The 14,471-nt window shown below is 60.5% G+C and carries 14 protein-coding genes and 1 pseudogene; 6 read left to right on the forward strand and 9 right to left on the reverse strand.

Annotated elements, in window-relative coordinates:
• The 4 genes and pseudogenes from AO240_RS12030 to coaBC all read right to left on the reverse strand — a co-directional run.
• Positions 1-1,422: pseudogene (locus AO240_RS12030) on the reverse strand (phosphomannomutase/phosphoglucomutase); the annotation flags it as partial.
• Positions 1,395-1,595 (reverse strand): hypothetical protein, encoded by a 201-nt coding sequence (locus AO240_RS12035; RefSeq protein ID WP_099236665.1) that lies wholly within the window; start codon positions 1,593-1,595, stop codon positions 1,395-1,397. The pseudogene AO240_RS12030 and the gene AO240_RS12035, both read right to left, overlap by 28 nt.
• A gap of 68 nt (positions 1,596-1,663) precedes the next feature.
• Entirely contained in the window at positions 1,664-2,119 is a 456-nt protein-coding gene (gene dut / locus AO240_RS12040) for a dUTP diphosphatase (RefSeq protein ID WP_099236666.1), read from the reverse strand.
• 5 nt (positions 2,120-2,124) lie between these two features.
• Positions 2,125-3,333 carry a bifunctional phosphopantothenoylcysteine decarboxylase/phosphopantothenate--cysteine ligase CoaBC gene (coaBC, locus tag AO240_RS12045; RefSeq protein WP_099236667.1) on the reverse strand — a complete coding sequence of 403 codons (1,209 nt, stop codon included), beginning with the start codon at positions 3,331-3,333 and terminating at the stop codon, positions 2,125-2,127.
• 143 nt (positions 3,334-3,476) lie between these two features.
• On the opposite strand from coaBC, the gene radC reads away from it, so the two are divergent.
• Positions 3,477-4,151 (forward strand): DNA repair protein RadC, encoded by a 675-nt coding sequence (gene radC, locus AO240_RS12050; RefSeq protein ID WP_099236668.1) that lies wholly within the window; start codon positions 3,477-3,479, stop codon positions 4,149-4,151.
• A gap of 75 nt (positions 4,152-4,226) precedes the next feature.
• On the opposite strand, the gene AO240_RS12055 is transcribed toward radC, so the two are convergent.
• The gene (locus tag AO240_RS12055) at positions 4,227-5,819 is read right to left on the reverse strand and encodes an ABC transporter substrate-binding protein (protein ID WP_099236669.1); all 1,593 of its coding nucleotides are present in this window, start codon (positions 5,817-5,819) and stop codon (positions 4,227-4,229) included.
• A gap of 458 nt (positions 5,820-6,277) precedes the next feature.
• On the opposite strand from AO240_RS12055, the gene rpmB reads away from it, so the two are divergent.
• Both rpmB and rpmG read left to right on the forward strand, forming a co-directional pair.
• Positions 6,278-6,511, forward strand: a complete 234-nt coding sequence (gene rpmB, locus AO240_RS12060; protein WP_003176907.1) for a 50S ribosomal protein L28 — start codon at positions 6,278-6,280, stop codon at positions 6,509-6,511.
• Between the two features lie 11 nt (positions 6,512-6,522).
• Positions 6,523-6,678 (forward strand): 50S ribosomal protein L33, encoded by a 156-nt coding sequence (rpmG, locus tag AO240_RS12065; RefSeq protein WP_003176906.1) that lies wholly within the window; start codon positions 6,523-6,525, stop codon positions 6,676-6,678.
• A 64-nt stretch (positions 6,679-6,742) separates the two neighbouring features.
• On the opposite strand, the gene AO240_RS12070 is transcribed toward rpmG, so the two are convergent.
• On the reverse strand, positions 6,743-7,105 hold the full coding sequence (locus tag AO240_RS12070; protein WP_058415709.1) for a cupin domain-containing protein: 363 nt from the start codon (positions 7,103-7,105) through the stop codon (positions 6,743-6,745).
• Between the two features lie 228 nt (positions 7,106-7,333).
• Between AO240_RS12070 and AO240_RS12075 the strand changes: the two genes are divergently transcribed.
• The gene (locus tag AO240_RS12075; protein WP_099236670.1) at positions 7,334-8,827 is read left to right on the forward strand and encodes an aldehyde dehydrogenase; all 1,494 of its coding nucleotides are present in this window, start codon (positions 7,334-7,336) and stop codon (positions 8,825-8,827) included.
• Positions 8,828-9,017: 190 nt separating this feature from the next.
• Here AO240_RS12075 and AO240_RS12085 read toward each other — a convergent pair whose 3' ends face one another.
• A complete protein-coding gene (locus AO240_RS12085; RefSeq protein WP_099236672.1) occupies positions 9,018-10,586 on the reverse strand; it encodes a phospholipase D family protein in 1,569 nt (522 codons plus the stop codon).
• 62 nt (positions 10,587-10,648) lie between these two features.
• Positions 10,649-12,082, reverse strand: coding sequence for a PLP-dependent aminotransferase family protein (locus AO240_RS12090; RefSeq protein WP_099236673.1), 1,434 nt, complete (start codon positions 12,080-12,082; stop codon positions 10,649-10,651).
• Between the two features lie 166 nt (positions 12,083-12,248).
• Between AO240_RS12090 and AO240_RS12095 the strand changes: the two genes are divergently transcribed.
• Entirely contained in the window at positions 12,249-12,473 is a 225-nt protein-coding gene (locus AO240_RS12095; protein WP_099236674.1) for a DUF1127 domain-containing protein, read from the forward strand.
• Here AO240_RS12095 and AO240_RS12100 read toward each other — a convergent pair whose 3' ends face one another.
• The gene (locus tag AO240_RS12100; RefSeq protein WP_099236675.1) at positions 12,474-13,766 is read right to left on the reverse strand and encodes an FAD-binding oxidoreductase; all 1,293 of its coding nucleotides are present in this window, start codon (positions 13,764-13,766) and stop codon (positions 12,474-12,476) included.
• 115 nt (positions 13,767-13,881) lie between these two features.
• Between AO240_RS12100 and AO240_RS12105 the strand changes: the two genes are divergently transcribed.
• On the forward strand, positions 13,882-14,235 hold the full coding sequence (locus AO240_RS12105) for a YkgJ family cysteine cluster protein (protein WP_099236676.1): 354 nt from the start codon (positions 13,882-13,884) through the stop codon (positions 14,233-14,235).
• Positions 14,236-14,471 lie beyond the last annotated feature (236 nt).

Genomic DNA, 14,471 nt, shown 5'->3' on the forward strand with positions numbered 1-14,471 from the left:
TCAGAACGGTAATTGGAGATCAGGGGCAACACGTTTCAACTGGGCGTGGAACACGTCCTTGATGCGCTGCAACTCAGCCTCGGTATCCGCCTCGAAACGCAGCACCAGCACCGGTGTGGTGTTGGACGCGCGAACCAGGCCCCAGCCTTTGGCGTAATCGACTCGCACACCATCAATGGTGGTCAGGTTGGCGCCTTCGCCCCATTGCGCATCGTGCAGTGCGTCAATGATGCTGAATTTGCTCTCCTCGGTCACATGGATATTGATCTCTGGCGTAGAAATATCATTCGGAAACGTCTGAAACAGCGCGTCGCAGGTGGATTTTTCTTTGCTGAGGATCTCCAGCAGGCGCGCGGCGCTGTAAATGCCGTCGTCGAAGCCGAACCAACGTTCCTTGAAGAACACGTGGCCGCTCATTTCGCCCGCCAACAGCGCGCCGGTTTCCTTCATTTTCTTTTTGATCAACGAGTGGCCGGTCTTCCACATTAGTGGGCGACCGCCGTATTCCTTGATCAGTGGGGTCAGGCGGCGGGTGCATTTAACGTCGAAAATGATTTCCGCGCCCGGGTTGCGTGCCACCACGTCACGCGCAAACAGCATCAGCAGGCGGTCCGGGAACACGATCTCGCCGGTTTCGGTTACCACGCCAACACGGTCGCCGTCGCCGTCAAAGGCCAGGCCGACGTCAGCGCCGGTTTCCTTAACCTTGGCGATCAGGTCCACCAGGTTCTCGGGCTTGCCTGGGTCCGGGTGGTGGTTGGGGAAGTTGCCGTCCACGTCGCAGAACAGCGGGATCACTTCGCAATTGAGGGCTTCAAGCAGTTGCGGGGCGATCACCCCGGCCGCGCCGTTGCCGCAGTCCACCACTACTTTCAGGCGCCGCGCGAGTTTCACGTCGCCGGTGATTTCATCAGAGTAGCGCTGAAGAATGTCGACTTTGGTGATGCTGCCTTCGCCGGTGGTCAGGTCGTTGGTCTTCAGGCGAGTGTGCAGCGCCTGGATTTGTTCGTTGGCCAGGGTGTCACCGGCGATGACGATTTTGAAGCCGTTGTAGTCCGACGGGTTGTGACTGCCGGTCAACATCACGCCAGACTTGCCGGCCAGTACGTTGGCTGCGTAGTACAGCGCCGGCGTCGGCACCAGGCCGACGTCGCTGACATGGCAGCCGCTGTCGGCCAGGCCCTGAATCAGTTGCTCGACCAGCTCGGGGCCGGACAAGCGGCCATCACGGCCTACCGAGACGTTGGGCTCGCCCTGGGCCAGGCTCTGAGAGCCAATGGCGCGTCCGATCCAGTAGGCGGTTTCGGCGGTCAGGGTTTTGGGCACGACACCACGAATGTCGTAAGCGCGAAAAATGCTGTCGGGGAATGTCGGGGCTACTCGGGCTGCGGTACTCATCGCGGGGGGAAACTCCATTTGAAGGGGGCAAAGCTGGCCTGAATATGGCTGACCGGCGGGCTCAAACTGAAGGTTATGACGACGTTTTCGGCAGAGAGTTCGTGGTGCAAAAGTGCCATCGGCGTGCTGGCCTTGCCTTTGGAATCACGTAATACACTGATTCCAATGGGAAAATCTCGCTGATTAGATTCGCGCATTCTTCATCCTGAAAATGCCCTGCGGTCGTATCGGGCCGGACAAGGGCGCCCGGCCTGATTCAGCTTAGTCAGTGGCTGCCGGAATGCCCAAAACCGCCTGCGCCGCGCTGAGTTTCGTCGAACTCCTGCACCAGTTCGAACTGCGCCTGCACCACCGGCACCAGCACCAGCTGGGCGATACGCTCACCCACGGCGATGTTGAAGGCGGTGTGGCCACGGTTCCAGCACGACACCATCAGTTCGCCCTGGTAATCGGAGTCGATCAGGCCGACGAGGTTGCCCAGCACGATGCCGTGTTTGTGGCCCAGCCCGGAGCGCGGCAGGATCAATGCGGCAAGGCCCGGGTCGCCGACGTAGATCGACAGGCCGGTCGGAATCAGCAGGGTTTGGCCTGGCTCCAGAACGGTGTCCTGCTTGAGCATGGCGCGCAGGTCCAGGCCGGCGGAGCCTGGGGTGGCGTAGGCCGGCAGTGGGAATTCGGTGCCGATGCGGGGGTCGAGGATCTTGGCTTGCAAAGCGTGCATGTAAATTAAACCTGGTTCAGCCGTTGGGCGATAAATGAGATCAGCTGGCGGGCAATTTTGCCCTTGCTGGTCTGGGCGAAAACGGTGGCGTGCAGCTGACGGTCGATCACGCTGCAGGCGTTTTCCTCGCTGTTGAAGCCGATGCTCGGGTTAGCGACATCATTGGCAACGATCAGGTCGAGGTTTTTGTCTTTCAATTTGCGAGCGGCGTAATCCAGCAGGTGTTCGGTCTCGGCGGCAAAACCGACACTGAACGGGCGGTCTGCACGGGTGGCGATGGTGGCCAGGATGTCTGGGTTGCGCACCATTTGCAGGAGCAGGCCGTCGCCGCTTGTAGGGTCTTTCTTTAGCTTTTGCGGGGCAACGACTTCTGGGCGGTAGTCCGCAACCGCTGCCGAGGCGATGAACACGTCGCAGGGAATCGCTGCCTCGCAGGCCGCCAGCATGTCGCGGGCGCTGACTACGTCGATTCGGGTGACCCGGTCGGGGGTCGGCAAATGCACCGGTCCGGTGATCAAGGTGACGCGTGCGCCTGCCTCAACCGCGGCTTCCGCCAAGGCAAAGCCCATTTTCCCTGAGCTATGGTTGGTGATGTAGCGCACCGGGTCGATGTTTTCCTGGGTCGGGCCGGCGGTGATCAGCACGTGCTTGCCGGTGAGGGCCAGGTGCTGGAAGCAACCGGCGGCGCACAGCGCCAGGTCGGTGGCTTCGAGCATGCGGCCCATGCCGACATCGCCGCAGGCCTGGCTGCCGGACGCCGGCCCGAACACCTGCAGGCCACGGCTTTGCAGGAGCTGGGTGTTGGCTTGGGTGGCAGGGTCGCGCCACATGGCCTGGTTCATCGCCGGCGCAATGGCGACGGTGGCATCGGTTGCCAGCACCAGTGTGGTCAGCAGGTCATCGGCGATGCCTTGCGCCAGGCGGGCGATCAGGTCGGCGGTGGCGGGGGCGATCAGTACCAGATCTGCCCATTTGGCCAGCTCGATATGGCCCATGGCAGCTTCGGCCGCCGGGTCCAGAAGGTCGAGGTGAACCGGGTGGCCGGACAAGGCCTGCATGGTCAGTGGGGTGATGAACTCACTGCCTCCACGGGTCATGACAACGCGCACTTCGGCGCCTTGGTCGAGGAGCCTGCGAACCAGCTCTGCGCTCTTGTAGGCGGCAATGCCGCCGCCGACGCCGAGAACGATGCGTTTCCGATACAGACGCTGCATTGGTTTGCCTTTCCAGTTCAGTGATGCCAGTTCAATGACGCTTGCGATGCCCCCTCCCCAGGGGAAATCGCAGGCAAAAAAGAGGGCCTAAGATAACACAGCGACCGCCAGGCAACAGCGGCGCACACGCACACGGAGGTGGGATGAGTATTCGCGATTGGCCTGTGACGGAACGTCCACGGGAGAAGCTTTTGGAACTGGGCGCGGCGAGCCTGTCGGATGCCGAGCTGTTGGCGATTTTCCTGCGTACCGGGGTGTCCGGCATGAGCGCGGTCGACTTGGCGCGCCATGTGTTAGCGCAATTCGGTGGCCTTCGGCCGCTGTTGGAGTCCAGCCAGACACTGTTCAGCCAGCATTTGGGTTTGGGGCCGGCGAAGTTTGCGCAGTTGCAGGCGGTGTTGGAAATGTCCCGACGGCATATGGCCGAGTGCCTGCGCAGTGACTCGGTGCTGGAAAGCCCGCTGGCCGTGCGCGATTACCTCAAGGCGTTGTTACGCCATGAACCCCACGAAATCTTCGGCTGCCTGTTTCTCGACTCAAAGCACCGGGTTCTGGGTTTTGAGGCGTTGTTCCAAGGCACCATCGACGCCGCCGTGGTTTACCCCCGGCAAGTGGTCAAGCGCGCCCTGGCGTACAACGCGGCAGCGCTGATCCTGTGCCACAACCATCCCTCGGGGAATGCTGAGCCCAGCGCCGCTGATCGAAAATTAACCAGGCTGCTGCAAAAAGCCCTCGAAGTGGTGGATGTGCGGGTGCTCGACCACATCATCGTGGGCGACGGTGACCCGCTGTCGATGGCCGAATACGGGTGGATGTAGGAGGAGGGGAGCAGCAGCAAGCTTTAAGCGGCAAGCTTCAAGTGGGCTTGCCGCTTGCAGCTTGCGGCTTAGCGTTTAGCGCTTAATGCTGACCCTGGAGAAATCCTGGCGCCCAAACGGGCTCACCTGATAACCCTCGACATTTTTGCGTGTCAGGGCGAACGCGGTCGGGTGTGCCAACGGCAGCCACAATGCCTGTTGCTGGATTTGTGCCTGGGCCTGTTGGTACAGCTTGCTGCGCACGCCTTGCTCGCTGGTGGTTTTGCCGGCGCTGATCAACTTGTCCAGCGCAGGGTCGCAGTAGCGAGCGAAGTTGGTGCCGGATTTGACTGCCGCGCAGGAGAACTGGGGGGTCAGGAAGTTATCCGGGTCGCCGTTATCGCCCGCCCAGCCCATGAACAGCAGGTCATGTTCGCCGGCCTTGGCGCGACGAATCAGCTCGCCCCACTCGATCACGCGGATCTGCGCCTGAATGCCGACCTTGGCCAGGTCCGCCTGCAACAATTGTGCGCCGAGGTTCGGGTTGGGGTTCAGCAGGCTCCCCGTTGGGCGAGTCCAGATCGTGGTCTTGAAGCCGTCCTTGAGCCCTGCACGTGCAAGCAGCGCTTTGGCTTTGGCGATGTCCTGTGGATAACCCGGCAGGTCTTTGGCGTAGCTCCAGGTATTCGGCGGGTAAACACCATTGGCCGCTTCGGCGGTGCCTTCAAACACGGCCTTGAGGTAGCTGTTTTTGTCGAAAGCCAGGTTGATCGCCTGACGCACTTCGGGCTTGTCCAGCGGCGGGTGCTGGCTGTTGATGGCGACGAATGCAGTCATGAAAGCGGCGGTTTTTTCCACCTTCAGCGCAGGGTCTTTTTCGGCCTCGCCGACGTCCAGCGGCTTGGGTGACAGGGCGATCTGGCACTCATCGCGGCGCAGCTTCTGCAGGCGGACATTGGCGTCTGTGGTGATTGCGAACAGCAAGTTATCCACAGCAGGTTTGCCGGCGAAGTAGTCCGGGTTGGCTTTGTAGCGCACCACCGCGTCTTTTTGGAAACGTACGAAAACGAACGGGCCGGTGCCAATCGGCTGGCTGTTGAGCTTGTCTGGCGTGCCGGCCTTGAGCAGTTTGTCGGCGTACTCGGCCGGGTAAATTGACGCGAAGCCCATGCTCAAGGCGGCGAGAAAAGTGGAGTCTGCGTGGTCAAGAGTGAAGCGCACGGTCAACGGGTCGAGCGCGTCGATCTTCTTGATCAATGTGGGCAGTTGCAGCGACTGGGCGTGGGGAAAGCCGCTCTGGGCGATTTTGTGCCACGGGTTGGCCGGGTCGAGCATGCGTTCAAAGCTGAACCGCACGTCATCGGCGGTGAGCGTGCGGCTCGGTGTGAAGTAGTCGGTACGGTGGAACTTGACCGCCGGGTGCAGCTTGAAGGTGTAAGTCAGGCCATCCGGCGAAACTTCCCAGCTGTCCGCCAGGCTGGGTACCAATTTGCCGCTGACGGCATCGTAGTCCACCAGGCGGTTCATCAGCACGTCGGCCGAGGCATTGGTGGTGGTCAGCGAGTTGTACTGCACCACGTCGAACCCTTCGGGGCTGGCCTCGGTGCAAATGGTCAAATGGGTGGCGGCAAACGCCGGCAACGCGATAAACAGTGGGGCTAGCAATAGCGGTAGGGCAGCGAGACGCATATTCGGTTTCCTTTGCAAATCGAAGGCCCATCTGCAAGTGCAGTCTGGAAAAAGACTACCGTAGTGGTCTGATGGATAAATGACTAGCCCATTTTTGCCTGTGCTTTTGCCTCAAATGCTGTTTTGATGGCGCCTCAGCGCGTTTCGCCGTGCACTTCCTGGTGCCTGCGGGCGCTGTAAATCATTCTGTGCGACGAGTGGTCGGCTGCTACAGCGGCCCCTCCTGGCAACGGTTCAGGCGTCTATCGCCAAGATTTACGCCGGTAAAAACTTACGGGCTGTTGTTGCACTTGGGTCTTTCTGGTATAAAGCAGCGCTCTTTTCTAGGGGCCCGGTTCCTTCGCTTGTAGGTGTAGCCGGTAAGACCCTAAAGAAACGCGGCGCCTGGCGCCAAATGACTGAGAGATTAAGCGGCCAACCCATGCCGGGTTGGGCATGTGGTTTTAGAGGGCTGAGGCATGTCGAGAGTATGTCAAGTTACCGGTAAGGGTCCGGTGACTGGGAATAACATTTCCCACGCAAATAACAAAACCCGTCGTCGTTTCCTGCCAAACCTGCAGCATCACCGCTTCTGGGTTGAAGAAGAGAAACGTTTTGTCCGTCTGCGCGTATCTGCTAAAGGCATGCGCATCATCGACAAGCGTGGCATCACTGTCGTGCTGGCCGAAATTCGTGCCGCTGGCAAGATTTAAGGAGCTATATCATGCGTGAATTGATTCGAATGATCTCTAGCGCCGGTACTGGTCACTTCTACACTACCGACAAGAACAAGCGTACTACCCCGGACAAGCTCGAAAAGAAAATGTTCGACCCGCGCGTTCGCAAGCACGTGATCTACAAAGAAGGCAAAATCAAGTAATTGGTTTTCTTCCTTGTGAAAAAAAGCCCGTCTCTCACGATTCGGGCTTTTTTTTGCCTGCTCGTCAGGCTTTCTCTTCGAATACCACGTAGATCTTGCGGCATGCCTCCAGCACCTCCCAGGTGCCGCTGAACCCGGCAGGTATTACGAAGCGGTCGCCGGCGCGCAAGGTCTTGGCGTTGCCTTCGGCGTCGCGCAGTACAGAAACACCCTGCACAATCTCGCAATACTCATGCTCGGTGTAATTGACCTTCCACTGCCCGACCGCACCTTCCCAAACGCCGGCGCTCATTTGGCCGCACGGGCTGTTGTAGTGGTTGTAGAGCGTTTGCTCGGGATCGCCCTTGAGGATTTTCTCGGCAGCAGGGCGGTAGCGCTCGGGAGCGGTGGTGGCTTGGCTGAAGTCGACGATGTCCTGGATGCTCATGTGCGTGTCCCGTCTGGCCTGCGGTAGGAGAGCCCAAAGTCTATGTTTATTAAAATGAACATCGCAAGGGCGTTTATGGGCGTTATGTCAAATATATTGAAACACCCCCAGCCGCTGGTTTAGGGTGGCAAGTGCCTCGAGCCGAACAGCAGGCTGGCCGGGCAAGCATTCTTAAAGGCTGCCGGGGTTATCCCCGGCCCTTGTATTCAATGAGAGGAGGACACTCGCATGACCACCCTGACCCGTGCCGACTGGGAACAACGCGCCAAGGATCTGAAGATCGAAGGCCGTGCCTACATCAACGGCGAATACACTGCCGCTGTTTCCGGTGACACGTTCGAATGCATCAGCCCGGTCGATGGTCGCCTGCTGGCCACCGTTGCGAGTTGTGACACCGCCGACGCCCAGCGCGCTGTGGAAAATGCGCGCGCTACATTTGATTCCGGTGTGTGGTCGCGCCTGGCGCCGGCCAAGCGCAAGGCCACCATGATCCGTTTCGCCGCGCTGCTCAACGCCAATGCGCAAGAGCTGGCGCTGCTCGAAACCCTCGACATGGGCAAGCCGATCAGCGATTCCCTTGGCATCGACATTCCAGCCGCAGCCAATGCCCTGGCCTGGAGCGGCGAAGCCATCGACAAGATCTACGACGAAGTCGCGGCCACGCCGCACAACCAACTGGGCTTGGTGACGCGCGAACCGGTCGGTGTGGTTGGCGCGATCGTGCCGTGGAATTTCCCGTTGATGATGGCGTGCTGGAAGCTCGGCCCTGCGCTGTCGACGGGTAACTCGGTGATTCTCAAACCGTCCGAAAAATCCCCACTGACTGCCATCCGCATCGCGGCCCTGGCCGTTGAAGCCGGTATTCCAAAAGGCGTGTTGAACGTGTTGCCGGGCTACGGCCACACCGTGGGCAATGCACTGGCGGTGCACATGGACGTCGACACCCTGGTGTTCACCGGCTCCACCAAAATTGCCAAGCAACTGTTGATCCGTTCCGGCGAGTCGAACATGAAGCGCGTATGGCTGGAGGCCGGCGGCAAAAGCCCGAACATCGTGTTCGCCGATGCGCCGGACCTGCAAGCGGCGGCCGAATCCGCCGCCAGCGCCATTGCCTTCAACCAGGGCGAAGTCTGCACCGCGGGTTCGCGCCTGCTGGTGGAGCGCTCGATCAAGGATAAATTCCTGCCGTTGGTGATTGAAGCACTCAAGGGCTGGAAGCCGGGTAACCCGCTGGACCCTGCGACCAATGTTGGCGCACTGGTGGATACCCAGCAGATGAACACCGTGCTTTCGTACATCGAGTCCGGCCACGCCGATGGCGCCAAGCTGGTTGCCGGCGGCAAACGTACGCTGGAAGAAACCGGCGGTACTTACGTTGAGCCGACGATTTTCGACGGCGTGACCAATGCCATGAAAATCGCTCAGGAAGAGATCTTCGGCCCGGTTTTGTCGGTGATCACTTTCGACAGTGCAGAGGAAGCGATCCAGATCGCCAACGACACCCAATACGGCCTGGCCGCAGCGGTGTGGACGGCGGATATTTCCAAAGCTCACCTGACCGCCAAGGCCTTGCGTGCCGGCAGTGTGTGGGTCAACCAATACGATGGCGGCGACATGACCGCCCCGTTTGGTGGCTTCAAACAGTCGGGTAACGGTCGCGACAAGTCGCTGCATGCGTTCGATAAATACACCGAGCTGAAGTCGACCTGGATCAAGCTGTAAGCATCCCGCAGTAGAAGCGAGCCTCTGTGCGGCCTTCGTGGTTAACGGAGGCGGCTCCCAGGATCAACGCCATCAAGAGCGCCTTTGTGGGAGCGGGCTTGCTCGCGATGCAGCCACCTCGGACCATCAGGTACACCGAGTTGATGCCATCGCGAGCAAGCCCGGCTCCCACAGTTGAGCGCATTCGGGCCTAGAGCATGCGCTCCAGGCCTACGCTGGTGGCAAACCAGGCGTTGAACCGGCGCCACCAGTTGCCCGGTTCTCGGCTCAACGTGTGCAATTGGCCGTTGTCCTCGGTGACCCATACCACGTGGCCGTCCTGCAATTTCGCTTGGTAGCTCAAGGCCGGTGCCATGCCTTGCAGTGCAAGGTTGCGCACGTGTTCCGCCAACTCCGGGCTGTCCACCAACACACCGACCTCGGTGTTCCATAACACCGAGCGCGGGTCGAAGTTGAACGAGCCGATAAACGACTTCGTCCGATCAAAAATCATCGCCTTGCTGTGCAGGCTGGAATCTGAGCCGTGTAACGCGCCGCGACGAAACAGGTGCGGGCCGCTGCCTGCGCTCGGGTCGCCGGGTTGGCGGCGCAATTCATAAAGCTTCACCCCGTGCTCCAGCAGCGCCTTGCGGTACGGCGCATAACCACCGTGCACGGCTGGCACGTCGGTGGCTTCCAGGGAGTTGGTCAGCAAGCTTACCGACACGCCCGCATCGGCACGCCCGGTGAGGTACACAAGCCCAGGCTTGCCGGGGACGAAGTACGCCGAAATCATGATCAGCTCATGGTTAACGCCTGCAAGCTCCGGTGCCAGTTGGGTGGTCAGCAGCAGGTGCGGGTCCGGCTCTGCGGTGGCCAGTACCTTGCTCGGTGCATCCCACAGCGCCTGGTTCCAGGCCCAAATCAGCTCGCGGCGCCAGATGTGCATGCGTGGTTGGGTCTGATAGGCGCGCAAGCGGTTATACAGCGCGTGGTTTTGCTGGCGTGCTTGTGCCAGCGAGGTTTCCAGGCGCACGCGTGCGGCGGCGAGGTCGCCTCTGGACGGCGCGTTGCAGACAAAGTCGTCGATAGGCTTGCTGAGTGCACTGTTCCAGTATTGATCAAAACTGTGCCCGAGCTGCTCGGCCACCGGGCCTACGCTGAGCATGTCGATGTCGGTGAAGTTCAGGTTTGGCTCGGCGTCGAAATACTCGTCGCCCAGGTTGCGCCCGCCAACAATGGCCACACTGTTGTCCGCCAACCACAGCTTGTTGTGCATGCGCCGGTGTTGCAGCGACAGGTTGAACAAGCGGCCCATGGCCCGCGTTGCGCCAGTGCTGCGGCCCAAGTGCAGCGGGTTGAACAGCCGAATTTCGATGTTGGGATGGGCGGCGAGGGTGGCGATGACCTGGTCGAGGCCGTCGCTGGTGGTGTCGTCCAGCAGGATGCGCACACGCACGCCGCGGTCGGCGGCCTTGAGCAGTTCATCCACGAGCATGCGCGTGCTGATGCCGTCGTGCACGATGTAGTACTGCAAGTCGAGGCTGCTTTGCGCGTTGCGGATTAGTTCGGCACGGGCCATAAACGCTTCGCTGCTGTTGGGCAGCAAACGAAAGCCCGAACGCCCCTGATACGGCGCTGCCTGCGCCTGAATCGAGCGGCCGAACGAGGAGTTCGCGGCGGGCAACGCGTCGCTGGGAATGCGCGGCGCATCGACCGTCGCGCAGCCGCCCAGCGCCAGTGCTGCCAACAGGAAAAACGGTAAAAGCCGTCGAATCATCAAGGGCGCTGCTTCCGGGTCGGGGCGATTGTCGGCATATGACGGCGAATTCCGGGGAAAGGTCAGTCTGCAGCCTCAGCGAGCATCTTGATCGCCGCTGCGCCGACCTTGCGCACCGCCTCTTCGATCTGTGCACTGGGCTTGGCGGCGTAGTTCATGCGCAGGCAATTACGGTACTTGCCCGAGGCCGAAAAGATACTGCCCACCGCCACTTGTACGCCTTGTTCCACCAGCACGCGGTTGAGCTTGAGGGTGTCGAAGCCCTCCGGCAACTCCACCCACAGCATAAAACTGCCCTGCGGTCGGCTGGCACGCGTGCCTGCCGGGAAGTAGCGGCTGACCCAGTCGAGTATCAGGTCACGATTGCGCTGGTATTGAGTGCGCATCCGCCGCAAATGCGGTTCGAAGTGGCCGTTTTTAAGAAACTCGGCGATGGCGATCTGCGGCTGTGTCGCCGTGGAGCCGGTGCTGATGTATTTCATGTGCAGCACCCGCTCAAGGTAACGCCCCGGCGCTACCCAGCCAATGCGCAGGCCTGGTGCCAGGGTTTTCGAGAACGAGCTGCACAGCAGCACGCGACCGTCTTCGTCGAAGGATTTGATCGTGCGCGGGCGTGGGTAGCTGTAGGCCAATTCGCCATACACGTCGTCTTCGATAATCGCCACGTCAAAGCGCTGAGCCAGGGTCAGCAGCGCACGCTTGCGCGCCTCCGGCATGATGTAGCCCAGCGGGTTGTTGCAGTTGGGCGTCAGTTGGATGACCTTGATCGGCCACTGCTCCAGGGCCAGCTCCAACGCTTCCAGGCTGATACCGGTGAGTGGGTCGGTCGGGATTTCCAGGGCCTTCATGCCCAGGCCCTTGAGGGTTTGCATGGCGCCGTGGAAGCTCGGCGAGTCGACGGCAACAATATCTCCCGGCTCGCAAATCGCATGGATGCTGGCGGACAGCGCCTCGTGGCAGCCGGTGGTGATGACAATGTCTTCGGCCGTCAGTTGGCAGCCTGAATCAAGTGACAGTCGCGCAATTTGCTCACGCAACTCCATACAGCCGAGGATGTTGTCGTAATACAGCCCCGGCAGATCCTGGCGACGACTCACACGCGCCAGGCTGCGCAGCAGGGGTTTCAGGGTCGGCGATAATACATCCGGCATGCCTCGGCCCAGCTGTATGACGTCTTTGCGCGGTACCGCACGAATCAGTTCCAGCACCAGGTCCCACTGCGAAATCTCCACTGGGCGCTGCGCCGGGCGGCCGACTGCCGGCAGCGCCGGCAGCGCCGGCAGCTCACGGCCGACTGGCACGAAATAGCCGGACTTGGGCTTGGGCATCGCCAATCCGTTGTCTTCCAGCAGCCGATAAGCCTGTTGCACGGTGCTCAGGCTTACCCCGTGTTCCACACTCAACGCCCGCACCGAGGGCAGGCGATCACCGGGGCGATAAAACCCCTGTTCGATGCGAGTGCCCAATAATTCGGCGAGGTTGACGTAGAGGGTCATGGCGATAGCTCCTGAATAACCAGTACAGATAGGCGGAAAATACACGATTCAGCCGTCCATGGGCAGCATCTGTATGGATTTAATATAGTTATGTTGGATCTGTAATGGTTTTGCCCGCACGCCCATTCTAGTCACTCATGGCAACACGCAAATGAGGGCGGCGAAAATGAACGGCATCAGCGATGTGCGGTTGGCATTACACGGTCAAGAACTGGAAGCGGGGCAATTGCGGGTGATGTCGGCGCTGTTTAGCCGCCGCTGGAATCTGTTCTGGCAGCGCCACCATACGCGCAAAGCCTTGCTGGGCTTGACCGCGGAGCAATTGCGCGATGTCGGGCTGAGCGCAGAACAAGCGCGCCAGGAAGGCTTGAAAGCCTTCTGGCGCGGCTGATTACCGCCATTCTTTGAGCCGGTGCCAGAGCATGCCCAGCGCCAGCAGCGGCGAACGCAGATGTTTGCCGCCGGGAAAGGTGAGGTGCGGCACTTTGGCGAACACGTCGAAGCGGCCTTGCTGTTGGCCGCTGATGGCTTCGGCCAGCAGCTTGCCCGCCAAGTGTGTGGCATTCAGGCCATGGCCGGCGTAGGCCTGGGCGTAATACACATTGGGTTGGTCGGCCAGGCGGCCAATCTGCGGCAAACGGTTGGCGCCGATGCCGATCATGCCGCCCCACTGGTAGTCGATCTTTACCTCGGCCAGTTGCGGAAACACCTTGAGCATTTTCGGGCGCATGTAGGCGCCAAGATCCTGCGGATCACGCCCGGAATAGTGGCAGGCCCCGCCGAACAACAGGCGGCGGTCGGCAGACAAGCGGAAGTAATCCACAGTGACCCGCTGATCACACACGGCCATGTTCTGCGGCAACAAGCTGGCGGCCTGGGCTTCGCTCAACGGCTCGGTGGCGATGATGTAGCTGCCGGCGGGCAGCACTTTGCCGCTCAACTGCGGGTTCAGGTCATTCAAGTAGGCGTTGCAGGCCAGCACCAGGGTTTTGGCGCGCACGTTGCCAAAGGCGGTGTGCACATTGACCTCGGGGCCGTAGTCGATACGCGTGACTTCGGACTGCTCGAACAGCTTCACGCCTAGTTGCCGGGCGGCGGCGGCTTCGCCGAGGGCCAGGTTCAATGGGTGCAAATGGCCCGAGCCCATGTCGATCATGCCGCCCACATAGCGTTCGGATCCGATCACGCTGCTCATCTCGTCGGCTTGCAGCAGGCGTATTTGATGGCGATAGCCGAGGCTACGAAGTTCTTCGGCATCGTCGGCCAAGCCATCCATATCGCCGGGTTTGTTGGCCAGGTCGCAATAGCCCCACGTCAGGTCGCAAGGGATCTGATAGCGCTCGACGCGCTCGCGCACGATTTCTACGGCTTCCAGGCCCATCAACTTCATCTGGCGCACGCCGTCGGTGCCGATGACTTTGGCAAACTGGTCGAGGCCATGGCCGACGCCGCGAATCAACTGGCCGCCATTGCGGCCGCTGGCGCCCCAGCCGATCTTGCGCGCCTCCAGCAACACCACGCTGAAGCCGCGCTCGGCGAGTTCCAACGCGGTATTAAGCCCGGAATAACCGCCGCCAATCACGCACACGTCGGCGCTTATTTCGCCCTTCAATGCCGGGTGGTCGGGGTGTGCAACGCGGCTGGCGGCATAGTAGGAAGCGGTGTGCTGGGCGCTGGCGGTCATAGGGAGCATCCCTGTTTGGAAAATTTGACGCAGGATACAGCGGTCGGGCGAAGCTGTCTCATCCAGGCTTTTTGCGGCAGAATCCACGCCTATTCGTTGTTCGGTACGTGTTTCGATGAGTTGCAACAGTCAGAAAATCAGCGCGCTGCGCCGACAGATTCCTTCGTTCGAGTGTGTTCCGGGTTGCCACGACTGCTGTGGGCCGGTGACCACTTCGCCCGAAGAAATGTCGCGCCTGCCACGCAAGACCGCCGCCGAGCAGGAAGCCGCTATGGACGCCCTGAACTGCGTGCACCTTGGCCCTCAGGGCTGCACCGTGTACGACGAGCGCCCGCTGATCTGCCGGCTGTTCGGCACCACCAAAACCTTGCCGTGCCCGAATGAACGGCGGCCGGTGGAACTGATTCACCCGCGTGTGGAAAAGCAGATCCATGCGTACATGGCGAGTACCCGGCAGGTGCTGGTGTAGCCGTTTTTGATGGGGCTTGCTCCTATCAAACTACAAATAACCTATTGTTTTTGCTATTAAAATTTATTTAGGTTTGTGGTTTGGGTTTTGAGTGCATATCCGTTGTTTGGGTGATGTTTGTATCGGTTCCGCTCTTACAGCCAGCCCTTTCAAGGTCTTTTGAGCTTAGCTGCCTTGAGTACCCGATCCGTCGACACGTGAGCATTCGCGGCTTTGCCTTCCAGCCACTCTTTGGG

Origin of the sequence: Pseudomonas sp. ICMP 460, from assembly GCF_002723595.1 — a bacterium.
GTDB lineage: Bacteria > Pseudomonadota > Gammaproteobacteria > Pseudomonadales > Pseudomonadaceae > Aquipseudomonas > Aquipseudomonas kitaguniensis.